General features: G+C 62.8%; 22 protein-coding genes. 16 read left to right on the forward strand and 6 right to left on the reverse strand.

Annotated features, from left to right (window positions below):
- Positions 1–313: 313 nt before the first annotated feature.
- From RB548_RS25355 to nuoG, 14 genes are all read left to right on the forward strand, one after another.
- A complete protein-coding gene (locus RB548_RS25355; protein WP_331376521.1) occupies positions 314–814 on the forward strand; it encodes an NADH-quinone oxidoreductase subunit J in 501 nt (166 codons plus the stop codon).
- On the forward strand, positions 814–1,116 hold the full coding sequence (gene nuoK, locus RB548_RS25360; RefSeq protein ID WP_331376522.1) for an NADH-quinone oxidoreductase subunit NuoK: 303 nt from the start codon (positions 814–816) through the stop codon (positions 1,114–1,116). The genes RB548_RS25355 and nuoK overlap by 1 nt, the downstream gene beginning before the upstream one ends.
- 4 nt (positions 1,117–1,120) lie before the next feature.
- Positions 1,121–2,584: a monovalent cation/H+ antiporter subunit D family protein gene (locus tag RB548_RS25365; protein WP_331376523.1), complete on the forward strand. Its 1,464-nt coding sequence runs from the start codon at positions 1,121–1,123 to the stop codon at positions 2,582–2,584.
- The gene (locus RB548_RS25370; RefSeq protein WP_331376524.1) at positions 2,581–2,835 is read left to right on the forward strand and encodes a hypothetical protein; all 255 of its coding nucleotides are present in this window, start codon (positions 2,581–2,583) and stop codon (positions 2,833–2,835) included. Before RB548_RS25365 ends, RB548_RS25370 begins: the two co-directional genes overlap by 4 nt.
- On the forward strand, positions 2,828–4,603 hold the full coding sequence (locus RB548_RS25375) for a Na(+)/H(+) antiporter subunit D (protein ID WP_331376525.1): 1,776 nt from the start codon (positions 2,828–2,830) through the stop codon (positions 4,601–4,603). The genes RB548_RS25370 and RB548_RS25375 overlap by 8 nt, the downstream gene beginning before the upstream one ends.
- Before the next feature lie 8 nt (positions 4,604–4,611).
- Positions 4,612–6,087 (forward strand): NADH-quinone oxidoreductase subunit M, encoded by a 1,476-nt coding sequence (locus tag RB548_RS25380; protein ID WP_331376526.1) that lies wholly within the window; start codon positions 4,612–4,614, stop codon positions 6,085–6,087.
- A complete protein-coding gene (locus RB548_RS25385; protein WP_331376527.1) occupies positions 6,084–7,523 on the forward strand; it encodes an NADH-quinone oxidoreductase subunit N in 1,440 nt (479 codons plus the stop codon). The genes RB548_RS25380 and RB548_RS25385 overlap by 4 nt, the downstream gene beginning before the upstream one ends.
- 297 nt (positions 7,524–7,820) lie before the next feature.
- The gene (locus tag RB548_RS25390) at positions 7,821–8,186 is read left to right on the forward strand and encodes an NADH-quinone oxidoreductase subunit A (RefSeq protein WP_331376528.1); all 366 of its coding nucleotides are present in this window, start codon (positions 7,821–7,823) and stop codon (positions 8,184–8,186) included.
- Positions 8,174–8,677 (forward strand): NuoB/complex I 20 kDa subunit family protein, encoded by a 504-nt coding sequence (locus RB548_RS25395; protein WP_331376529.1) that lies wholly within the window; start codon positions 8,174–8,176, stop codon positions 8,675–8,677. The genes RB548_RS25390 and RB548_RS25395 overlap by 13 nt, the downstream gene beginning before the upstream one ends.
- Entirely contained in the window at positions 8,674–9,210 is a 537-nt protein-coding gene (locus tag RB548_RS25400; protein WP_331376530.1) for an NADH-quinone oxidoreductase subunit C, read from the forward strand. Before RB548_RS25395 ends, RB548_RS25400 begins: the two co-directional genes overlap by 4 nt.
- A gap of 106 nt (positions 9,211–9,316) precedes the next feature.
- Entirely contained in the window at positions 9,317–10,510 is a 1,194-nt protein-coding gene (gene nuoD / locus RB548_RS25405; protein ID WP_408642490.1) for an NADH dehydrogenase (quinone) subunit D, read from the forward strand.
- A 14-nt stretch (positions 10,511–10,524) separates the two neighbouring features.
- Entirely contained in the window at positions 10,525–11,037 is a 513-nt protein-coding gene (gene nuoE / locus RB548_RS25410; RefSeq protein WP_331376532.1) for an NADH-quinone oxidoreductase subunit NuoE, read from the forward strand.
- A gap of 4 nt (positions 11,038–11,041) precedes the next feature.
- Complete coding sequence (nuoF, locus tag RB548_RS25415) at positions 11,042–12,307, forward strand: NADH-quinone oxidoreductase subunit NuoF (protein WP_331376533.1); 1,266 nt, start codon at positions 11,042–11,044, stop codon at positions 12,305–12,307.
- 21 nt (positions 12,308–12,328) lie between these two features.
- On the forward strand, positions 12,329–14,899 hold the full coding sequence (nuoG, locus tag RB548_RS25420; RefSeq protein ID WP_331376534.1) for an NADH-quinone oxidoreductase subunit NuoG: 2,571 nt from the start codon (positions 12,329–12,331) through the stop codon (positions 14,897–14,899).
- Between the two features lie 87 nt (positions 14,900–14,986).
- Here nuoG and RB548_RS25425 read toward each other — a convergent pair whose 3' ends face one another.
- The 3 genes from RB548_RS25425 to nuoH all read right to left on the reverse strand — a co-directional run bounded on the left by RB548_RS25425 (position 14,987) and on the right by nuoH (position 17,245).
- Positions 14,987–15,427, reverse strand: coding sequence for a CBS domain-containing protein (locus RB548_RS25425; RefSeq protein WP_331376535.1), 441 nt, complete (start codon positions 15,425–15,427; stop codon positions 14,987–14,989).
- Positions 15,428–15,574: 147 nt separating this feature from the next.
- Complete coding sequence (locus RB548_RS25430) at positions 15,575–16,141, reverse strand: NADH-quinone oxidoreductase subunit I (protein WP_331376536.1); 567 nt, start codon at positions 16,139–16,141, stop codon at positions 15,575–15,577.
- A 117-nt stretch (positions 16,142–16,258) separates the two neighbouring features.
- Positions 16,259–17,245 carry an NADH-quinone oxidoreductase subunit NuoH gene (gene nuoH / locus RB548_RS25435; protein WP_331376537.1) on the reverse strand — a complete coding sequence of 329 codons (987 nt, stop codon included), beginning with the start codon at positions 17,243–17,245 and terminating at the stop codon, positions 16,259–16,261.
- Positions 17,246–17,606: 361 nt separating this feature from the next.
- On the opposite strand from nuoH, the gene RB548_RS25440 reads away from it, so the two are divergent.
- A complete protein-coding gene (locus tag RB548_RS25440; RefSeq protein ID WP_331376538.1) occupies positions 17,607–18,011 on the forward strand; it encodes an EF-hand domain-containing protein in 405 nt (134 codons plus the stop codon).
- Between the two features lie 90 nt (positions 18,012–18,101).
- Here RB548_RS25440 and RB548_RS25445 read toward each other — a convergent pair whose 3' ends face one another.
- Entirely contained in the window at positions 18,102–20,162 is a 2,061-nt protein-coding gene (locus RB548_RS25445) for an ATP-dependent helicase (RefSeq protein ID WP_331376539.1), read from the reverse strand.
- 69 nt (positions 20,163–20,231) lie between these two features.
- Between RB548_RS25445 and RB548_RS25450 the strand changes: the two genes are divergently transcribed.
- Positions 20,232–20,633: a hypothetical protein gene (locus tag RB548_RS25450; RefSeq protein ID WP_331376540.1), complete on the forward strand. Its 402-nt coding sequence runs from the start codon at positions 20,232–20,234 to the stop codon at positions 20,631–20,633.
- Positions 20,634–20,787: 154 nt separating this feature from the next.
- Here RB548_RS25450 and RB548_RS25455 read toward each other — a convergent pair whose 3' ends face one another.
- Together RB548_RS25455 and katG are read right to left on the reverse strand one after the other, a co-directional pair.
- On the reverse strand, positions 20,788–20,964 hold the full coding sequence (locus tag RB548_RS25455; protein WP_331376541.1) for a hypothetical protein: 177 nt from the start codon (positions 20,962–20,964) through the stop codon (positions 20,788–20,790).
- 260 nt (positions 20,965–21,224) lie between these two features.
- On the reverse strand, positions 21,225–23,405 hold the full coding sequence (gene katG / locus RB548_RS25460; RefSeq protein WP_331376542.1) for a catalase/peroxidase HPI: 2,181 nt from the start codon (positions 23,403–23,405) through the stop codon (positions 21,225–21,227).
- Positions 23,406–23,486 lie beyond the last annotated feature (81 nt).

Genomic DNA, 23,486 nt, shown 5'->3' on the forward strand with positions numbered 1-23,486 from the left:
CGGCTTTCTCGACGCTGCCCCTGCGCTATCTGCTGGCCGGACGGCATGAACCGAGAGCCGGCTTCCAGAGGCGGCCTTCGAAAAGAGGTATGATCCATCTGTTCGCAGGGTGCCGGTTGGTGGGGTCGAGCGCCCGTTCGAGGCACGGTGCCTGTGCCAGGTCCGGACTGCCCTGGTTTGCTCGGCCGATGTCAATAATCTTGTGAAAAATCCTATACTAGGGCACAATTTGTGAATGCACCCGAAGTGCGGAGCTATCGCAGTCCGGCCGCCTCGCGCCGAGTGACAGTTCGCGTGGGAGGGGTCGGCGTCAATGGCTCAGGGGTTCTTTCTTCTGTTCGCTGCGGTGTCCGTGATCACGGCCCTGACTGTGGTCCTGGCGCGCAATCCCGTTCACAGCGCATTGGCCCTGATGGCGTGTTTCCTGCAGGTCTCGGCAATCTTCGTCCTGCTCGGGGCGCCATTGCTCGCGGTCATCCAGATCTTCGTCTATGTCGGCGCGATCATGGTCCTGTTCCTGTTCGTGATCATGATGATCGATGTGCGCGAAGCGGTATTGCAGCGGTTCTTGCCGGGCGGCAACCTGCCGGCTCTCGTGCTGCTCGTCCTGCTCGGCGTCGAGATGCTTGTACTGGTGCTCTGGAGCGACCGCTTTTCGATGGCGGAACCTGTCGCCATCCGTGGCGGCGATGAGGTGAGAGAGCTCAGCACCACCCTTTTCGCCGACTATCTCCTGCCGTTCGAAGCCGCCTCCGTCATCCTGCTGGCCGCCCTTGTCGGCGCGATCGTACTGGCGCGGAAGGAGCCGGGGTGATGGTTCCGCTCTCGTGGTATATTTTGCTCGGAGTTGCCCTGTTCGTGATCGGGGCGGCGGGCGTACTGCTCAGGCGCAATATTCTGGTCGTCCTGATGTCGCTGGAGTTGTTGCTCAACTCGGTCAACATCAACTTCATCGCTTTCGGGCGTTACTACGCAGATTTCCGCGGGCAGATCTTCGCGATCTTCGTCATCGCAACTACCGCTGCGGAGGTAGCCGTCGCCCTTGGCATCCTGGTCGCCCTCGTGAGGAACAAGGCCACCCTCAAGGTCGACGACGTGACCGTGATGAAAGGATAGCGGCTTGGAACCGGTGATCTCGATCCGGCCGCTGCTTGCCGTCGCCGTTGCCGGGCTGGCGGCCCTTTCGGTTCTCCTGCTGAACAAGCGCGAAAAACTCCGCGATCTCGTCTCGCCGCTGGCCGCGATCGTCATGTTCGCGATCGTCGCCTCGATGGCGCCGAAGGTGCTCGCGGGCGGAACCGTCGAACTGCGTCTCTTCGAGATCCTGCCGGGGATCGATTTCGCTTTCCGCGTCGATGCGCTCGGCATGGTGTTTGCCACCGTCTCGTCGCTCTTGTGGATCGTGGCGGCGGTCTATTCCATCGGCTACATGCGGCACTTGCATGAGCACGCGCAGACCCGGTTCTTCGCCTGCTTCGCCATGAGCCTCGCGGCGGCCGTCGGGGGTGCCTTTGCCGCCAATCTGTTCACGCTGGTGATCTTCTACGAGGTGCTGAGCCTCGTCACCTATCCGCTCGTCTACCACCACGAGGACGAAGAGGGGTGGAAGGGCAGCCGCAAGTACCTCGTCTATCTGATGGGGGCTTCGAAAAGCGTGCTTCTCGCCGCCTTGGCGCTGACCTACCACATCGCCGGGTCGCTCGACTTCTTGCCCGGCGGACTGCTCGCGGGCGCCAGTGCCCCGGCGGCTCTGCTGACGGTCGTCTATTTCTGCTATCTCTTCGGCTTCGCCAAGGCCGCGGTGATGCCGATGCATGCCTGGCTGCCTGCCGCGATGGTCGCGCCGACGCCGGTCAGCGCGCTCCTGCATGCAGTGGCCGTGGTCAAGATGGGCGTCTTCTGTGTGCTGAGGGTGGTGTTCCATGTCTTCGGCGTGGGGCTGGTGGGCGGGCTGGGACTGGGCATCGCCACGGCCTATCTGGTCTCGTTCACGATCCTGATGGCATCCGTCTACGCGCTGACGCGGGATGACCTCAAGGCGCGGCTCGCCTATTCGACGGTCAGCCAGCTCTCCTACGTGGTGCTGGGCGCGGTGCTGTTGTCGCCGGTCGCGATGGTCGGCGGAATCATCCACATCGCGGCGCACGCCTTCTCCAAGATCACGCTCTTCTTCTGCGCCGGGTCGATCTATTGCGCGTCCGGCAAGCGCAACATCAGCGACATGGCCGGTATCGGCCGCAGGCTGCCCTGGACGATGGGTGCGTTCTTCGTCGCCTCGCTCAGCATGATCGGCGTGCCGCCGACCGCGGGCTTCGTCAGCAAGTGGTATCTGACGCTCGGCTCGGTTCAGGCGGGGGAGGTCGCGTTCCTGATCGTGCTGCTGGCGAGTTCGGTGCTGAATGCCGCCTATTTCCTCCCGGTCAGCTATGTCGCCTTTTTCGGGGCGGAGGCGCCAGAGGGCCCGGCGAAGGTTCGCGAGATTCCGCTGGTGACGATTCCGCTGGTTGCGACCGCAATCCTGTCGGTGCTGATGGGCGTCTTCCCCGGCTATTTCCTCGTATTGGCGGAGGGAGTGATCAGATGATCGAGCGCATCGTCGATTTCTTTGGCGACGAGAGACACGCGATACGCCGCCGCCGGCTGTTCTATCTGGTGCTCGTTCTGATCGTCGTCGCCGACTTTCTGGTCTCTCGCGAGCATGCCGAATACCTCTGGGAGCGCCTGCCTGGCTGGTCGGCGGTCTACGGCTTCGGCTCCTGCGTGCTTCTGATTTTCGTTTCCAAGTTTCTCGGCCATCAGGGCGGGCTCATGCGGCGCGAGGACTATTATGACTGACTTCGTCCATCCCGCCCTCCTGTTCATTCTTGGCGCTGTGCCGATCCCGTTCCTGAAGGGGACAATCCGCAGGGTCTATCTGGTGCTGATCCCGCTCCTGGCGATCTTCGCCGTGCTCGCCATGCCGCCGGGCAGCTACGGCGCGGCGACGTTCATCGGGCAGGGGATCCTGATTGCGAAGGTCGACAGGCTCAGCATCGTCTTTGCCACCGTTTTCACCATCATGGCCCTGATCGGCGTGGTTTACGCGCTGCATCTCACGCGCGCCGGCCAACACGTGGCGGCGTTCGTCTATGTCGGCAGCGCGCTCGGCGTGGTGTTCGCCGGCGATTACCTGACCCTCTACCTCTTCTGGGAGGGCATGGCGTTCGCCTCGGCCTATCTGGTTTTCGCCCAGGGCGGCGAGAAAGCGACACGCGCCGCATTCCGCTATCTCATGGTCCACGTCACCGGCGGCGTCGCCCTGCTCGGAGGCATCCTTGTCCATGGGGCCGCTGCCGGATCGCTGCTCTTTGGGCCGATCGAGGGGGGGCCGATGGATGGGGGGATGGGCGCCGGTGCTTATCTAATCCTTGCCGGTTTCCTGCTGAATGCCGCCGTACCGCCGCTCAACGCCTGGCTCACCGACACCTATCCGGAAGCGACCGTCACCGGAGCGGTGTTCATGAGCGCGTTTACCACCAAGACCGCCGTCTATGTGCTGGCGCGAGCCTTTCCGGGGACAGAGCTTCTGGTCTGGCTGGGCACGGTGATGGCGCTTTACGGTGTCGTCTACGCGGTGCTCGAGAACGACTCTCGGCGGCTGCTTGCCTATCACATCGTCAGCCAGGTGGGCTACATGGTGGCAGGCGTCGGCATCGGGACCGAGATGGCGGTGAACGGAGCCACCAGCCATGCCTTCGCTCATATCCTCTACAAGGGGCTCCTGTTCATGGGGGCCGGCGCGGTGATCCACGTCACCGGCCGGCGCAAGCTCACCGAACTCGGCGGGCTCTACAGGACCATGCCGCTGACCGTGGCGCTCTACATGGTCGGCGCCTTCGCGATCTCGGCGTTTCCATTTTTCTCGGGCTTCGTCACCAAGTCGATGGTGGTGGCGGCTGCGGGTCACGATCATCGTGCGCTGGTGATGCTGGCACTCACGATGGCCTCGTCGGGGACGTTCCTGCATACCGGGCTCAAGCTGCCCTATTACATGTTTTTCGGCACGGACCGGAAGCTGGAGGCGCGGGAGCCACCCCGCAACATGCTCGTTGCGATGGGCATGGCGGCAGCGCTCTGCATTGCGATCGGGGTGTTCCCCGGACCGCTTTACGCGCTCCTGCCCTATCCGGTCGACTTCGAGCCCTATACGGGTGCCCATGTGACCGAGAGCCTCGGAATCCTGATGTTTACTGCATTGGGCTTCGTCATCTTCCTGCGAGCGCTCGATCCCGAGAACACAATCAGCCTCGATACGGATTGGTTCTACCGCAAGGGCGCGCGAGGCTTCATGTGGCTCGCCGAAAAGCCGCTGGCGCGCTACGAGAAGGCGGTGAGCGATGTGTCGGAGACGGCGGTGCTGCCCTTCCTGCACGGTTCGGCGCGGGCGGGCCTGCGGCTCGACCTTAATGGTGTGGATGGTGTCGTCAACGGCGTTGCCCGTTCGATCCTTACCGGCGGCGGGGCGCTGAGGCGGCTGCAGACCGGCGTCGTGACTCACTACGCGCTGGCCATGATCGCCGGCGTGATCGCGGCTATCGTCGTTTTCGCCGTGGTGTGGCGATAGGGGGTGCGATGGGATTTCCGCTGCTCAGTCTCATCCTATTCACACCAGCCGCCGGGGCGGCGGTTCTGATGTTTCTCCGCAGCGATGACGCGGTGCGCTGGACAGCGCTCGTCGTCACGATCCTCGACCTCGCCCTCTCGATCGCGCTGCTGGCCGGCTTCGACACGACGACCCACGAGATGCAATTCACCGAGACGGTTCCGTGGGTGCCCGCGCTCGGGATCACCTATGCGCTCGGCGTCGACGGGATCAGCGCGCTCTTCGTTTTCCTGACCGCGCTGCTCGGCGCGGTCTCGGTGCTCGCCTCCTGGGTTGCGATCGAGCGCAAGGTGAAGGCGTTCATGGTCAGCCTGCTCGCCATGCAGGCGCTGATGTTGGGCGTGTTCTCGGCGCTCGACCTGTTCCTGTTCTATGTGTGCTGGGAGGCGATGCTGATCCCCATGTACCTGATCATCGGCGTCTGGGGCGGCGAGGGCCGCGTCTATGCGGCTTTCAAGTTTTTCCTTTACACGCTGGCGGGCAGTCTCCTGTTCCTCATCGGCGTCATCGCGCTCTATTTTCATGGCGGCGAGACCTTCGACATCCTCGCTTTGACGGCGCGGGACTTGCCGTTCCCGGTCCAGGCCTGGCTGTTCTTCGCCTTCCTGATCGCCTTTGCCGTCAAGGTGCCGATGGTCCCGGTCCATACGTGGCTCCCGGACGCCCATGTGCAGGCGCCGACAGCGGGCAGCATCATCCTTGCCGGCGTGCTCCTGAAGATGGGCGCCTACGGTTTCCTGCGCTTCTCGCTGCCGATGCTGCCGGAGGCGTCGGTGTATTTTTCGCCGCTGATGCTGGCGCTGTCGGCGCTCGCCATCGTCTACGGCGGGCTGCTTGCGCTCGCGCAGGATGACCTGAAGAAGCTGGTGGCCTATTCGAGCATCAGCCACATGGGCTTCGTGACGATGGGAATTTTTGCGTTAAACCTCCGGGGGCTCGAGGGGGGCATCCTGCAGATGTTCAATCACGGCGTGACGACGGGCGCGCTGTTTCTGTTCGTCGGCCTGATCTACGAGCGGACCCATACCCGCAGCATCGCCGACTATGGCGGGCTGATGAAGGTGGCGCCGGTCTATGCCGTGTTTCTTGCGCTGTTCACGCTGTCGTCGATGGCGCTGCCAGGAACGAATTCGTTCGTAGGTGAGCTGCTGGTGCTGTCGGGCGGGTTTGCGGCCAACCTCGCCGTCGGCGCGGCCGCCGTCTTGGGCGCAACGCTCGGCGCGGCCTATCTGCTTGGCATGTATCGGAGAGTGGCGCTCGGTCCGGCCAGCGTCAGCGCCCGGTTCAAGATCCGCGACGTGAACGCCCGCGAGATGGTGGCGATCTTGCCGCTCGCCGTCTTCGTGCTCTGGGTCGGGCTCTATCCAAAACCCTTCCTCGATATCATCGACGTCTCGGTGAAACATCTGCTGGCAGAGGTGCATGGCGAGGGGAGCGGCCAATGACCGACGCCGCGCTCTTCCAATCGATCATAGCAAGCCTGCCCGAAATCGTCGTGGTAACCGGGGCCTGCGTCCTCCTGATCCTGGGTCAGCTTGTGCGCAAGGGGCAGGAACATTTCCTTGTCTCGGCGTCCGTCGCGGTCGTGCTGATCGCAGCCCTGGCGACGCTCCTGCTGGCGAGCGAGGTGCGGCCGGCCTACTCCGGCATGTTCATCGCCGACCGCTTCGCAGTCTTTTTCAAGCTCGTGTTCTACCTGGCCACCATCCTGACATTCCTCCTGTCGCGAAAATATGCCGATATCGAAGGGATCGCGAGCAGCGAATACTATGTCCTGCTGCTCTTCGCGCTTTTCGGAATGATGATCATGGCCTCGGCGACGGATCTTCTGTCGATCTATGTGGGGCTCGAACTGATGGTGCTCTGCACCTACGTGCTGACCGGCTTCCTGCGGCGCGAGCGACGCTCGAACGAAGCGGCGTTGAAATACGTGATCCTTGGCGCGGTCTCGACCGGGATTTTCCTGTATGGGGTCTCGCTGATCTATGGGCTGACCGGCACGACGCAACTCAATGCGATGGCGCAGGCGGTGACCGGCAATCCGCTCGATCCCGGATTGCTTCTGGCGGTGGTCTTCATTGTTGCCGGGCTGGTCTTCAAGGTTGGCGCGGTGCCGTTCCATATGTGGGTGCCGGACGTCTATGAAGGCGCGCCGACGACCATCACCGCCTTCATGTCGGTGGGGCCAAAGGCGGCGGGGTTCGCGGTGATCCTCAGGGTCTTCCTCAACCCTCTGGTCGCCGCTTCGGACGTCTGGATCATCGTCGCGGTCATCGCCGTGGTAACGATGGCGCTCGGCAGTTTCGTGGCGCTGGTGCAGGATAATTTCAAGCGGCTGCTCGCCTATTCCAGCATCGCCCATGCCGGCTTCGCCATTTTCGGCGTGGTGGCAGGCGGCCAGGACGGGGTCGCCAGCGTGATGCTCTACCTGTTGATCTATGCTTTCATGAATCTCGGCATTTTCGGCGCCGTCATCATGATGCGAAACGGCGATTTCTCAGGCGAGGTCATTAACGACTATGCGGGGTTCGCCAAGTCGCATCCGGGGCTCGCGCTTCTGATGCTCATCTATCTCTTCTCGCTTGCGGGCATTCCGCCGACGGCCGGCTTCTTCGCCAAGTTCTACGTGCTGGTCGCACTCGTGGAGCGCGGGTTCGTCGTGCTGGCGGTGATCGCCGTGCTCTTGAGCGCCGTTGCCGCCTACTTTTACATCCGCATCGTCATGGTGATCTACATGCGCGAGCCGGAGAGGGTGTTCGACCCGGCGCTGACACCCATGGTGCGCGCCACGCTCGCCTTCACCGCCCTCGGCACCATCGGTATCGGGCTATTTCCGGCGTGGTTCCTTGGGTTTGCGCAACAGTCGGCGGCTGGCGGCTAGAGCATCCCGCTTTCAGTGGAATCACTGAAAGCGGATAAGATGCTCTAGAATCAAAGTGCTAGAGCGTCCTTTGTGCGTTCACTTGAACGCACGGCGCTCTAGAACGGGATGCGGAAAAGTGCGCGGTTTTCCGCCCGCATCCCGCGCTAAATGTTTAGAATCGATTGGATTTGCAATGATCCGCCCGACGGAATAGACTCTTCGGAGGACTGCCCAGGTCGCTTTCGGGGCGACGACATCACCGGCCCCATATCGCGACTGAGCAAAGCCCTCGTTGGTTGAGCGGGGCGTGATGATATGACGGCAATGGAATTCCTGCCGGTTCTTCTCATGGTCGCCGGAATTGTTCTGGTGGCGGGGGTGACGCTTTTTGTTTCCTCGCTGCTGCGCCCCTCCAACCCCTATCCGGCAAAGAACATGCCCTATGAATGCGGCATGGACCCTGCGGGCGAGGCCGCGGGAGGCCGCTTCCGGGTGCAGTTCTATATCCTCGCCATCCTGCTGGTCGTCTTCGACGTCGAGACGATGTTCCTCTTTCCCTGGGCCGTCGTGCTGAAAGAGATCGGGCTGGTCGGTTTTGTCGAGATGTTCGTTTTCATCGTGCTGCTTCTCGTAGGTTTCGCCTACGCCTGGCTAAAGGGAGCGCTTGAATGGGAGGAGTAGGAAACGCGATCCGCGACAGCGTGCTGTTCACCACCGCCGACAGCATCGTCAGCTGGAGCCGGCGGTCGGCATTGTGGCCGGAGACCTTCGGCATTGCCTGCTGCGCCATCGAGATGATCTCGGCCGGTTGCGCCCGCTATGATCTCGACCGGTTCGGCGTGGTGTTCCGGCCTTCGCCGCGCCAGTCCGACGTGATGATCATCGCCGGCACCGTGACGCGGAAATTCGCGCCGGTCGTCAGGCGGCTCTACGACCAGATGCCGGAACCGCGCTGGGTGATCGCCATGGGCACCTGCGCTATTTCGGGCGGGGTCTACAACACCTACGCCGTGGTTCAGGGGTCGGAAACCTTCGTTCCGGTCGACGTGCATGTGCCGGGCTGCCCACCGCGGCCCGAGGCGCTGATGCACGGCTTCCTCCTGTTGCAAGAAAAGATCAAGAAGTCCCGCGCGTTGACGGGAACGCCTCTGGGTAGGGTTGTAGCGTCATGAGTTTGGAACCGTCTCTCAACCGCGCTCCGATCACGGAGCGCTTCGGGGGAGAAATCGAGGACCTCGGCACCTCGCACGGCATTGATGCCTTTGCTGTTCCTCCTGAGAAGATCGTCGATTTCTGTCGGTTTCTGAAAGAAGATCCGGCGCTCAAATTCAATTTCCTTTCGGATATCTGCGGGGTCGATCACTATCCTGAAACGCCGCGCTACGAGGCCGTCTACCACCTCTATTCGCTGCCGAACAAATGGCGGATCCGCATCAAGTGCCGACTTGGCGATCCCCCTGAGGTTCCCTCGGTCACCGGCGTTTGGCGCACCGCCAACTGGCACGAGCGCGAGGCCTGGGACATGTACGGCATCCGGTTTACGGGGCATCCCGACCTGCGCCGGATCTATATGTGGGAAGGGTTCGAGGGCTTCCCGCAGCGCAAGGACTTTCCGCTCCGGGGCTACAAGGACAAGCTGAACCCGTTTGGCGCCGAAGGCCCGCCGCCGACGCAGCCGGACCTTGCCACCAAGGACATTCCCTAGAGCGGGATGAAGAAAAGTGTGGGCGGTTTTCCGCCCATCGCGCTCGACTGATTCAAAGGAGGCCGCACCGCACCGGAGACCTGAGATGACCGAAGTCACCGAGCTCATGAGGCCGCAAGGCGAAGCGCTCAATACCAAGGAAGTGCTTCTCAATCTCGGCCCGCAGCATCCGAGCACCCACGGGGTGCTGCGACTCGTCCTCGAGCTGGATGGCGAGTATGTCGAGCGCGTGGATCCGCATATCGGCTATCTCCACCGCGGCACCGAGAAACTGGCGGAGAGTTTTACCTACACCCAGATCTTCCCGCTGACAGACCGGCTCGACTATCTCTGTCCGCCCTCGAACAACCTCGCCTTCGCGCTGGCGGTGGAAAAGCTCCTGGGGATCGAAGCGCCGATCCGCGCGCAATATATCCGCGTGCTGATGGCCGAACTGGCGCGGATCTCCGGCCATCTCCTGATCACCGGCGCGCTGCCGATGGACCTCGGCGCCATGACCGCGCTGCTTTACGTCATGCGCGAACGCGAAATGATCATGGACCTCCTGGAAATGATCACCGGCGCGCGCATGCACACTTCCTTCTGCAGGGTTGGCGGGGTGCGCGAAGACCTGCCCGACGGCTTCCTTCCGAAGATCAGGGAGTTCTGCGACATCTTCCCGAGCCGGATCCGCGATTATGAGCGATTGCTCGAAGATAACCGGGTGTTCCTCAATCGCACGGAAGGCATCGGCGTGATCTCCGGCGAGGACGCGATCGACCTGGGCCTAAGCGGTCCGAACCTGCGTGCTTCCGGTGTCGACTGGGACATTCGGCGCGACGAGCCTTACGAAATCTACGACCGCCTCGATTTCAACGTCATCACCCGCGACGAGGGCGATTGCTACGCGCGCTGGCGGTGTCGGGTCGACGAGATGCGTGAAAGCATCCGCATCATCGAGCAATGTCTCGCCCAGATGCCCGAGGGGCCGTTCCAGATCGACATGCCGACGATCGCCTTCCCGGTGGACAAGGAACGGGTGCACTGTTCGATGGAGGCGCTGATCCAGCATTTCGACCTGTCGGCCTATGGCTTCAACGTGCCGGCCGGCGAGGTCTATTCGGCGATCGAGGCGCCAAAGGGCGAGCTCGGCTTCTACATCATCAGCGACGGGTCGCCCAAACCCTTCCGCATGAAGGTGCGGGCGCCCTCGTTCGTCAATCTTCAGGCGCTCTTCGGCGTCAGCAACGCCCGCTACCTGGCGGACATGATCGCGGTGCTGGGCAGCCTCGACCCGGTGATGGCGGAGGTGGACAAGTAGGAGATTTGGACGCGATGAGCATGCGCGAAAAAATCGAACAGGCGGCGGCGGCGTATCCGGACCAGCGCTCGGCGATCATGCCGGCGCTTGTGATCGCACAGAAGGAGCATGGCCATCTGCCCGGTCCCGTGCTGGAGGAGGTCGCCGACATCCTCGGCGTCGAGCGGATCTGGGTCTACGAGCTGGCGACCTTTTACACGCTCTTCCACACCGAGCCGGTCGGCAGGTTCCATCTGCAACTCTGCGACAATGTCTCCTGCATGCTGTGCGGATCGGAGAACCTCCTGAAGCATATGGAGGCGGCGCTCGGCATCAGGAAGGGCGACACCACGGCGGACGGGCTCTTCACCCTTTCGACCGTCGAATGCCTCGGCGCCTGCGAGTTGGCCCCGGTGATGCAGGTCGGCGACGATTACCACGGCAATCTTGATGTCGCGCGGCTGGACGCCCTTTTGGAAAGTCTTCGGGCTGCGGCGGGGCGGGTGGCGGCCGTCGAGCACGCTTCTCAGCCGTCGCCGGGAGAGTAGCGCCATGTTCGAGCCGGTTCTTCTCAAGAATATCGACAGGCCGGATAGTCATTTGCTGTCGGCCTATGAGGCTGGCGGCGGCTATCAGGCGCTCAGGAAGGTGCTCAGCGAGTACAAGCCTGACGAAGTCGTCGAGCTCGTCAAACAATCCAGCCTGCGCGGTCGCGGCGGCGCGGGATTCCCGACCGGCATGAAATGGAGCTTCGTGCCGAAGGGGGCCGACAAGCCGAAATATCTGTGCTGCAACGCCGACGAGGGCGAGCCTGGTACCTTCAAGGACCGGATCATCATGGAGCGCGACCCCCACCAGCTCATCGAGGGGCTGGCGGTCAGCGCCTACGCGATCGGGGCCGAAACCGCCTATGTCTACATTCGCGGAGAATATGTGACGGCAATCCGTCGCCTGGAGCAGGCGATCGCCGAGGCTCACGAAAAGGGATATCTGGGAAGGCGCATTCTGGGCACGGATTTCAACTTCACCGTCCACATCCACTGTGGCGCCGGCGCCTATATCTGCGGCGAGGAGACCGCGATGCTCGAGTCGCTCGAGGGCAAGCGCGCGCAGCCGCGATTGAAACCGCCGTTTCCGGCCGTGGCCGGGCTCTACGCCAGCCCCACGGTGATCAACAATGTCGAGACGCTCGCCTGCGTTCCGCATATCGTGACGCGGGGCGCTGCCTGGTTCCGCGGCATCGGCCCGGACAAGAGCCCCGGCCCGAAGCTCTACTGTGTCAGCGGGCAGGTGAAGAAACCCGGCCTCTACGAGCTGCCGATGGGCATACCGCTCAAGGAACTGGTCGAGGAGCATGCAGGTGGCCCGCTGCCGGGACGCAAGATCAAGGCGGTGATCCCGGGCGGCGTTTCGGCGCCGGTCATTCCGGAGGGCGGGCTGGAGGTGGGGATGGATTTCGATTCGCTCGCCGCCGTCGGCTCGATGCTCGGTTCGGCCGGCGTAATCGTGGTCGACGATTCCACCTGCATGGTCAAGGTCGCGACCCGGATCGTCGAATTCTTCCACCATGAGTCCTGTGGCAAGTGCACGCCATGCCGGGAGGGTCTGAACTGGGCCGTGAAGGTCCTGCGCCGGATCGAGGCCGGGGAGGGCGCGCCCGGCGACCTCGAGCAGCTCGACATGCTCTGCAAGGGCATTTTCGGCAATACGTTCTGTGCCTTGGGTGACGGCGCGGCGATGGGATTACGGGCTGCGTTGAAGCATTTTCGCGATGAGTTCGTCGCCCACATCGAGGAAGGGAGGTGCCCGTTCCACTGAAGGCGCGGGCTGCGAGGAAATATGGTCAGTATCACGATCGACGGACAAACGCTGCAAGTTGAGGCCGGCTCCACGGTGCTGCAAGCCGCCGAGCGTTTGGGCATCGACATCCCGACCTTCTGCTACTGGAAACGGCTGCCGGCACTTGCCTCGTGCCGCATGTGCCTGGTTGAGATCGAAGGGCTCAGGCGGTTGCAACCGTCCTGCGCGACCGTGGTCACCGACGGCATGGTGGTCAGGACCAACACGCCCCTGATCGAGGAAACGCGCTCTTCCATGCTCGACATGCTGCTCGCCAACCACCCGCTCGACTGCCCGATCTGCGACAAGGGCGGAGAGTGCGAGCTGCAGGACATGGTAATGGCATACGGACCCCGCAGAAGCGAGTTTCGCGATCCCAAACGCGTGTTCCACTCGAAGGACATCCGTCTGAGCCCGGTCATCATCATGAACGTCAACCGCTGCATCCAGTGCCAACGCTGCGTCAGGATGTGTGAAGAGGTCGTCGGCGCGGTCGCTTTGGGAACGGTCGAAAAGGGGATGGATACTGCCGTCACCGGTTTCGAGGGCAGCCTTGCAAGCTGCGACCAGTGCGGCAACTGCGTCGAGGTCTGCCCGGTCGGCGCGCTGATGAGCTTCCCCTATCGCTATAAGGCCCGGCCCTGGGATCTTAACGAGACCGACACCATTTGTCCGCATTGCGGCACCGGCTGCCAACTGACCGTCGGCGCGCGCAAGGGCGAGTTCATGCGGGTCCGCTCCGACTGGGAGCACGGGGTCAACCGAGAAACGCTCTGCGTGCGTGGGCGCTTCGGCCTCGACTTCATTGAGAGCCGAGACCGGATCAAGCGACCGATGATCCGTCGTGACGGCGCGCTCACTCCGGTTTCCTGGGCTGAGGCCGGGGATTACCTCAGCCGGCGGCTCTCGGCTGTCGAGGGCAAGGCCGCGGGCGGGCTTGCGTCTGCGCGCCTGCCCAACGAGGTGCTCTATCAGTTCCAGAAGCTGATACGGACGGTGTTCCGCACCAACAACATCGACTGTTCGTCGCGCTGGTCTACGCCTCTCGATGCGCTCGGACCGCTTATAGCGGGCTTCTATACCCGCGCGCCGCTGCAAGAGGTGATCGGCAACGACTGCGTGCTCGTGATCGGCGGGAACGTGACGGAAGAAAACCCGGTTACCGAATACCTGCTCAGGGATGCCGCGCGACGGCGGCAGACCCACTTGCTCATGCTCTCGGCACGGCCATCCCGTCTGGAGGCCGATGCCCGCGCGGTGGTTCGGGTGCGGCCGGGCGGAGAGGCGGCAAGCCTTGCGGCGATGGTGGCAGCGCTTATGGCTGCGGACGCCTTGCCGGGCGACGTTCCTGCCGATATCGGCGAGGAAAGCGCGGCCACCAAACGGGAAGAGCCGGATCGCCTGGCCTCGGCACTCAAGGAGAGCCGCAGTGTCACCGTGCTCGTCAGCATCGAGCTCCTCAGATCGCCCGAAGCGCGCGCGACGCTGCAGCAACTCAACAACCTGCTGCAGGTTCTCCACCTGCTCGGCAAGGGTCCGGCGATGCAGTTTCTCTTCGACCGCGCCAACCAGATGGGCGCCTGGGACATGGGGGTTCTGCCGGCGGCGCTGCCGGGGCACAGCGCGGTCGCCGGCGATGCGGCGCGCACAACTCTCGAACGGGCCTGGGGCGCCGGGATCCCGTCTGAACCGGGCGCCGGTCTCGACGCCATGCTGGACCTCTGCGTCGACGGGCGGATGGGCGTGCTCTATATCGCCGGAACCGACCCGCTGATCGCCTACCCCGACCGCGATTTCGTGACCCACGCACTCGGCGGCGCCGATCTCCTGATCGTGCAGGACACTTTCCTCACGGAGACGGCAGGCCTGGCGGAGGTCGTCCTGCCGGCAGCGGGTTTCGGCGAGGAGGCCGGCACCTTCACCAACAACGAGGGCCGCGTCCAGAGCGTTCGCAAATTCCGCGAACCGGCCTTCGAGGCGCGGGGCAATCTGGCGATCTTCGACTTCGTCGCGGCGCTTCGCAAAGAACCGCTGCTGCCATCGACGCCGGCCGAGATTTTCCACGAGATCGCCCGGCTCGTTCCAGCCTATCAGGGGTTGACGCAGGACGGGTTCGGCGCCGACGGTGCCTTCACCAAGGCGGCGGCACTACCCGCGGCTGTCAGGTTCTTCCCGGCGCCGCCTGCCCCGAAATCTACGGACCGGCTCGTGCTGGTGACCGGCAACTGCCTGTTCCACAACGGATATCTTTCCGAACGGTCGGAAATCCTGAATAGCGTTGCGGATGACCCCTACGTCGAAATGAGCGCTGAGGATGCCGCCGCGCTTGGCCTTTCGGATCAGGATCAAGTGGTGGTGCGATCCGCTCAGGGCGTACTGACGGCGAAGCTCAAGGTCAACCGGCGCTTCCCAAGCGGCCTCGTGTTCGTTCCCGAAAACTACAGGGCGCTGCGCCTCAACAGCCTGATGCGGCGGGGCGAATATCCATGTCCGGTGGAGGTGCGCGAGGCCGCGCCGGTCTTCGAGAGCGCCGCGTCCACCGGCTCTGCTTTTGAGCGAGATCGGATTTGATTGGATCGTTGTGACGACCGGCCGGGTATTGTGCGGAGTAGCATCCTCGAGCTGCCCGGGGCATCTACAATCGATTTCGATTTTTCGTCAGTGGTAGTGGGTCCCGCAAATGTAATCGTGCAGGTCCTGCTCCGTGCGCAACGCTTCGTCGAGCCTGTGCTTGACCACGTCGCCGATGCTGACCACGCCGACAACGACGTCTGCCTCCAAGACCAGCACATGGCGCGTACGCCGTTGGGTCATCATCGCCATCACGTAGGGCAGCAAATCCTGTGTCGAACAGGTCGCCACGCTGCGGTTCATGATGTCTGCAACCCGCATCGTCGCCGCCTCGGCCCCGTGTTCGGCCACCGCATTGCAACAATCCCGTTCCGACAGCGTACCCAGGTATTCTCCGGGCGAACCGCTGACGACCACGAAGCCGATATTGCTTTCGCGAAACAGCCGCAGCACTTCCACCATGGTGTGGGCGGGCGTGACCGCGATGACCCCGACCCCCTTGTTCTTCACGATTTCGCCGACAAACATTTGAGCCTCCTGCCCTGCAGCGCCGTGCGTCTTTTCAAAGGCACAAGGGTCGCTGTAGCACTTTGAATTGGCGCATGATTTTACCCGTAAATCGCCTGCGATTTAAGGAATCATGCGCTCGCCCCGGGGTTGACAACTGACGGGCGTTCACGTCCGCCGGATATTCCGCCACCAGTTGTAGCCCTGCGGCTCGCTCGCCTCCACCAGAACGTCCTTCTTCGTGTCAAGGCGGGCGGCAACCACGCCGCCACCGGTCGCCGCCTTACCGGGTTTGGCGAGCAGATCGTCGCGCCCGATCACCAGGTCGCGCGAGGAAAAACTCGAGAATTCATATTGTTGGCCAAGGGCGATTGCATCTGCCGGGCAGGCGTCCTCGCACAATCCGCAGAACAGGCACCGGGCCGTGTCGATCTCGAATTTGGCGGGGCGTCGGTTGCCCTTGTCGTCCTCGTAGGGAACGACTTCGATGCAGTCGCAGGGACAGATCCGCGCGCAGAGTTCGCAGGCCACGCACTTGATCTCGCCCTCTTCGTCACGCTTGAGGAAGTGATGCCCGCGATAACGGGAATAGGGCAGCCATTTCTCCTTGTCCGGGTACTGCATGGTCACGGTTCTGGAGAACATGTAGCCGAGGGTCAGCGCCAGGGCGCTCGACAGATCGGAGAAGAACGCCCAGCCGATCCATGTTCCAGTTCTGTCCCATGCGCGCGACATCGCCGCCCCGCTGCCGCTGTCTCCTGGATCGACCAAGGAGGAAATATGCGGCCCTTTAAAGTGCTACAGCGACCTTGGTCTGCGACTGAGGATGCTGCAGGGAGCCACTCCCGGCCCCTAGGAGAATACAATAGCTGTAATAATTATGTTCGCCATCGACAGAGGAAGCAAGACTTTCCACCCGATCGCCATCAGCTGGTCGTAGCGATAGCGCGGGAAGGTGAAGCGAAACCACATGAACAGATAGACGAAGAACGCCACCTTGAGCACGAACCAGAGGAGCGGCGGCAGGGGGATCAGCACGCCGTTCCAGCCGCCGAAGAACAGGATCACCGAGAGGACCGACACGAGCAGCATGATGACGTATTCGCTGATCATGAAGAATGCGAAGCGGATGCCGCTGTATTCGGTATGGAAGCCGGCCCCCAGATCGCCTTCCGCTTCTGCCAGATCGAAGGGAATGCGCTGCGCTTCAGCAAGTCCCGCGACGAAGAACACGAAGAATCCGACCGGTTGGTAGACGATGTACCAGACATCGGCTTGGGCCCGGACGATGTCCAAGAGGCTCATGGATTGCGCCAGCATGACCACGCCGATGACGGCGAACCCCATCGGGATCTCGTAGCTGATCATCTGCGCGCAGGTCCTGAGGCTGCCCAGCACCGCATATTTGCTGTTTGCGGCCCAACCGCCGAAGATGACGCCATAGACCTCGAGCCCGATCACCGCGAAGACGAAAAGGAGCGCGACGTTCAGGTTGGAAACGTAGAGGGAGATCTCGTTGCCGAGCACCGAGACGCTCTCGCCGAAGGGGATCGCGACGAACACCACAAAGGGCGGCGCGAGCGCCAGGATCGGCGCCAGCTTGAACAGGAAGCGGTCGGCTTCGGCCGGGATATGGTCCTCCTTGGTCAGGAGCTTGATGCCGTCCGCCACCGGTTGCAGCAGCCCGTGCCACCCCACGCGCATCGGCCCCATCCGCTGCTGCATGTGCCCGGCGATCTTGCGTTCCAGCCAGGTCAGCGGCAAGGGCAGGAGCAGCAGCATTGCGATCAGCAACGCGACCTTGAAAACGATCAGGCCAAGGGCGACGATAAGTTCCATGTCCGCGGCTGCTTATCCAACGGGTTGAAACGCGTGGCCGGACTTTGACGCCGGCCATCCACTGGCAATCTGCGCGCTTGTCTATCTGCACGGTACAACGGCGGCGCACGACACACAATGGCGTCACAGTTCTGCCGCGACCGCCTGCGGCATGTCGGGTCCCGCGTCACTACAGCGCCGCGCGTAAGGAAACATGCGGTAGCGTCCGAGGCCAACGCTCCCATAGGCAGTTTTTCCCGACAATTTGATCAGGTGCAAGGTCGCGAGCCTGTCGCCGATCTAGGGTATAATAACAGCCATCGGCGACGAACGCCGATGGCTTCGAACGGTTCTGACAGTCCCTGACGGGAAGGAGGAGTCCATGATACCGACTGTATTGCTGCGTTCGGCTGCTGTTGCCGGTCTTATCGCGCTTGGCGTGAGTGCTGGCGCCAGCGCGCAAACAACCGAGGGCGAAGAGCCCCGCCGTGATCCGCCGCCCGAAGGCATGATGCGGGACGGCGATCGGCCTCGCGAGCGGGACATGATGGGCCAGGACATGATGGGCCAAGGTATGATGGGCAGGGGCATGATGGGCCGCATGCCGATGATGGCCATGCGCGGGCACATGATGAAGATAATGTTCGCCATCGCTGATGCGGACGGGGACGGCAGCCTCTCTTTCGAGGAGGTGTCGGCCATCCACAAGCGAATCTTCGACAAGGTGGACGCCAACAAGGACGGGAAGGTTTCCACCGAAGAGGTCCAGGCATTCATGCGGCCCTAGAGCATCCCGCTTTCAAGTGGAATCACTGAAAGCGGATAATGATTTTGGGCCGAATCGACCCAAAATCATGAACGCCATCGATTCCCGCCCCTATTGCCACATGCCGCGCATGCGCGCGGCGACGTCAATCCGGATCTGCAGAGCGGTACGCTCGGCGCTCGTCGGGCTGGCCACGGGCCAGGTTGCCGTCTCGAAGAACTGCAGGAGCGTCGCGGGAATGAACCGCGTCCGGCTCGCATAGACATGGCGATCGCCCTGGGCGTGCTGGCCGGCGGTAAAGAAGCGCTGCGGGACCACCAGGGTCAGGCTGTCCTTGGCCCGCGTCATGCCGACGTAGAGCAGTCGACGTTCCTCTTCGAGATCATGGGTCGTCCCCGTTCCGAGGTCAGACGGAATGCAGCCGTCGACCACATTGAGCATGAAGACGGCGCGCCACTCCTGCCCTTTGGCCGAATGGATGGTCGACAGGATCAGATAGTCCTCGTCGAGCAGCGGCACACCCGCCTGGTCGCTGGTCGCATCCGGTGGATCGAGCGTCAGTTCCGTCAGGAAACGTTCGCGGCTCGGATAACCGGAAGCGATCTGCTCAAGTTGCAGAAGATCGGCCTTCCGTGTCTCGCCGTCCTCGTGAATGCGATCGAGATGCGGCTCGTACCAGGTGCGCACCATGGCGAGTTCTGCGGGCCACCCGGACCTGCGGAGACCCTGCAGCAGTTCTACGAGACGCGCCCAATCGTCCCCGCTTTTGGGCGGGGAAGGGACCTCGCCGAGGGTCATCAGCGGCTCGGGGTCGGCCGCGATCGCGTCCAGGATCTTGCCGGCGGTTTGCGGCCCGATTCCGGGGAGCATCTGAAGCAGCCTAAATCCGGCGACGCGGTCACGTGGGTTCTGTGCGAAACGCAGCACCGCGAGCATGTCCTTCACGTGGGCCGAGTCGAGGAACTTCAGGCCGCCGAACTTCACGAAGGGGATGTTGCGGCGGGTGAGTTCCACCTCGAGAGGACCGCTGTGGTTCGAGGTGCGAAACAGGACGGCCTGCTGCTTCAAGCGCATTCCGGTCTCACGGTTGGCGAGGACCTGCTCGACGATATAGTTCGCCTGATCGTTCTCATCCTTGACCGTCAGCAGCTTCGGACGCTCCGCCGACTGTCTGTCGGTCCAGAGATTCTTGGTGAACCGCTCGCGGGCCAGCTCGATGACGCCATTGGCGGCCGCGAGGATCGTTTGCGTCGAACGGTAGTTCTGATCGAGCGTGACGACGTCCGCGGGCGGGGAGAACTCCTTCGGAAAGTCGAGGATGTTGCGAACGGTCGCGGCCCGAAAGGAATAAATGGACTGTGCGTCGTCGCCGACGACCGTCAGGCCGCGCCCGCCGGGCTTCAGCGCCATCAGGACGGAAGACTGCAACCTGTTGGTGTCCTGGTATTCGTCGACAAGCACGTGGTCGAACCGGCCGCCGATGTCGGCGGCGAGTGTCGGGTCGGTCACCATCTGCGCCCAATAGAGAAGCAGGTCGTCGTAATCGAGAACGTTCTGCGCCTGCTTGGCTTCGACATATCCGGCGAACAGCGCCTTCAACTGGGTCTCCCAGCCAGAAACCCAGGGATACCAGTTCCGGAGCACGTCGTTCAGCGACGTCTGCGAATTCACCGCTCGCGAATAGATCGCCAGGCATGTGCCCTTCGTCGGAAACCTGCTTTCGGTCTTCGAGAAACCGAGCTCGTGCCGGACGAGGTTGATCAGGTCGGCGCTGTCCTCGCGGTCGTGGATGGTGAAATCGACGTTCAGGCCGATCTGCTCGGCGTAGATCCTGAGCAGCCGCGCCCCGATGCCATGAAACGTGCCGGCCCAGGCAAGCGCGTCCGTCATCACGCCGGAACCGGCACCGAGCACCTGGGCACAAATGCGCTCGACGCGGCGTGACATTTCAGCCGCGGCCCTGCGCGAAAAGGTCATGAGCAGGATGCGGCGGGGATCTGCTCCATTGACGATCAGGTGAGCGACCCGGTGAGCGAGCGTGTTGGTCTTCCCCGATCCCGCTCCGGCGATAATCAGCAAGGGTCCACCGACAATGTCGCGGTCCGGTCCGATACCGTGTTCCACGGCGCTGCGCTGCCTGTCGTTCAGTTTTTCAAGGTAAGCTGCGCTCATTCGCCCTGCCATGTTCGTTCCGCATCCGGTTCAGCACCCGCGGCGTCGCGCGTCTCAGGCGCGAAAAGGATGCTGCAGCACTTTGAATGGCTGCATTTATTGTCCTTGAATCGGCTCCGATTTAAGGAAACGTGCAGTGGGCGCGGTCAAGCTGAAAAACGACAACAGTGGCAAAAGCCCCCAGCAAATGAACATTTCTACAGCGCCCGCGCGGCTTTTATGACGCGCAAAGGCCGCTGTAACACCCTGAGTTGCGGCAAACGTGCGGCAGGCGATCGCCAAGCCGGTTTCCCCTCACCACATTGGGCGGGCAACGAAGATGTGTGCGCACATTGCAATTCCCGACGTCAATCGCGCGGGAGCCTGCCGAGCAGCAGCTCATTTCCCTCGGCGTTTCCGCATTGCCGGCATTTCAGCATGCCTGCAATGGCCATCAAGGATGTGCTGCCACCGCGCGTTCTGGCAACCTGACGACGATCAATCGGCGCCTGATGCCGACATTTCCCGCACCTGGCAACGAGCACATACCATTCGGGCAGCGTCTCCAGGGTCGAGGCGGATTCCGCGGTATCTCCGCGCGGTGCCAGGTCGATTCCCCGTCGATGCCTCATCGTCATACATGCGCTTAACTGTCCAGATTGAGCGAAAGCTGCGCACCGCCGCGCTTCAGTTGAGGCAGGGGCGGAGTGAGTTGGATCCGCCCAAAGATCTGTCTGCGCCGTTCCTCTTCGCGCTCTCGCCGGACGCGAGAGGCGGCGACGGCGGCCATGGCGCGGTTTATGACTTCTTCGGCATGGGTCATGGTAAACTCCCCGAATGTTCATGTTATGTTCTCATTCAAGCACAGTCTTGTCAACCTCCGCATAAATGTCTCGTGTGAGCGTTCCGCGATGGCGAGCCGGGCAGCTGGGAATGCCCATTCAGTGAGCTGTGGTTTGAAACCCTCAGCGGGTTTGATGGCCGCCCGGAGCGGCCCAACCACGAATCATGGTCCCGGCGAATTGCCGGGACCTTTTTTGTTTGCGTGCCGACCCCTACGCGGGACGGCGGATTCGGCCAGGATCAGACAAGGTCGAAGCGATCGGCGTTCATCACCTTGTTCCAGGCCGCCACGAAGTCGCGCACGAACTTCTTCTGCGAGTCCTGCTGCGCGTAGACTTCCGCGACCGCACGAAGCACGGAGTTCGAACCGAAGACGAGGTCGACGCGGGTGCCCGTCCACTTCACTTCGCCGCTCTTGCGGTCGCGTCCCTCGTACACGTCCTGGGCTTCCGTGGACGCCTTCCACTCCGTGCCCATATCGAGCAGGTTCACGAAGAAGTCGTTGGTGAGCGCCCCGGGGCGCTTGGTGAAGACGCCGTGCTGGGATTGTCCGACATTCGCGTTCAATACGCGCAATCCGCCGACGAGAACCGTCATTTCGGGCGCGGTCAGCGTCAGGAGTTGCGCCTTGTCGACCAGAAGCTCCTCCGCCGAAACGGCGTATCGGGCCTTCTGGTAGTTGCGGAAGCCGTCGGCGATCGGCTCGAGAACGGCAAAGGAGTCCACATCGGTCTGCTCCTGCGATGCATCCGTGCGGCCCGGTTCGAAGGGCACGTCCACATCGTGCCCGGCGGCCTTTGCGGCCTCCTCGATCGCGGCGGCGCCGCCGAGAACGATCAGGTCGGCGAGCGAGACCTTCTTGCCGCCGGACTGCGCCTCGTTGAAGGCCTTCTGGATGCCTTCAAGGGTATCCAGAACCTTCGCGAGCTGGGCGGGTTGGTTGACCTCCCAGTCCTTCTGGGGCTCAAGGCGGATGCGCGCGCCGTTTGCCCCGCCACGCTTGTCGGAGCCACGGAAGGTCGAAGCCGATGCCCAGGCCGTCGAGACAAGGTCGGAGACGGAGAGGCCCGACGCGAGGATCTTGGCCTTGAGGCCGGCAATGTCCGCCGCGTCGACCAGGGGGTGATCAACGGCCGGGACCGGATCCTGCCAGATCAGTTCCTCTGCCGGGACCTCCGGGCCGAGGTAACGGACCTTCGGACCCATGTCGCGGTGCGTCAGCTTGAACCACGCCCGGGCAAAGGCGTCTGCGAACTGATCCGGATTCTCATAGAAGCGTCTTGCGATCTTCTCGTAGGCAGGGTCGACCCTGAGCGCAAGGTCGGTGGTCAGCATGGACGGCGCATGACGCTTCGACGGGTCGTGCGCATCCGGTATGGAATTTGCGCCCGCACCATTTTTCGGTTTCCACTGATGCGCGCCGGCCGGGCTCTTGGTCAGCTCCCACTCATAGCCGAACAGGTTCCAGAAGAAGTTGTTGCTCCACTTCGTCGGCGTCGACGTCCAGGTGACTTCAAGGCCGCTGGTGATGGTATCGCCGCCCTTGCCGCTGCCGTAACCGCTCTTCCAGCCGAGGCCCTGCTCCTCGATGCCGGCACCCTCGGGTTCCGGGCCGACGAGCGCGGCATCGCCCGCGCCGTGGGTCTTGCCGAAGGTGTGGCCGCCGGCGATGAGGGCGACGGTCTCCTCGTCGTTCATGGCCATGCGCGAGAACGTCTCGCGGATGTCCCGCGCGGCCGCGATCGGATCGGGGTTGCCGTTCGGTCCTTCCGGATTGACATAGATCAGACCCATCTGCACAGCGGCAAGGGGGTTCTCGAGCTCGCGGTCACCCGTGTAGCGCTTGTCGCCGAGCCATTCGGTCTCCATGCCCCAATAGATGTCTTCCTCCGGCTCCCAGACATCGGCACGGCCGCCGCCGAAGCCGAAGGTCTTGAAGCCCATCGATTCCAGCGCACAGTTTCCGGCGAGGATCATCAGGTCGGCCCAGGAGATGCTGTTGCCGTATTTCTGCTTGATCGGCCAGAGCAGCCGGCGCGCCTTGTCGAGATTGGCATTGTCCGGCCAGCTGTTGAGCGGCGCAAAGCGCTGCGTGCCGGAGGATGCGCCGCCGCGACCATCGCCGGTGCGATAGGTGCCCGCGCTATGCCAGGCCATGCGGATGAGAAGCCCGCCGTAATGGCCGAAGTCGGCCGGCCACCAGTCTTGGCTGTCCGTCATCAGCGCGTAGAGATCCTGTTTGACGGCATTCAGGTCGAGCTTCTTGAACTCCTCGGCGTAGTTGAACGCCTCGCCCATGGGATTGGTGAGCGACGAATTCTGGTGGAGAATTTTCAGGTTCAACTGGTTGGGCCACCAGTCGCGGTTCGACGTGCCGTGCACGACAGGGCAGCGGCCCGTTTTTTCGGCTTTTGCGTCCATTTCGGTCTCCCATTGTAATTACACGAATTGTGCTGGTCCGGTTTCATGGCCAGCGCGGGTGCGCCGGACACATGGAATGTC

It is taken from the genome of Sinorhizobium chiapasense, assembly GCF_036488675.1.
Taxonomy (GTDB): domain Bacteria; phylum Pseudomonadota; class Alphaproteobacteria; order Rhizobiales; family Rhizobiaceae; genus Sinorhizobium; species Sinorhizobium chiapasense.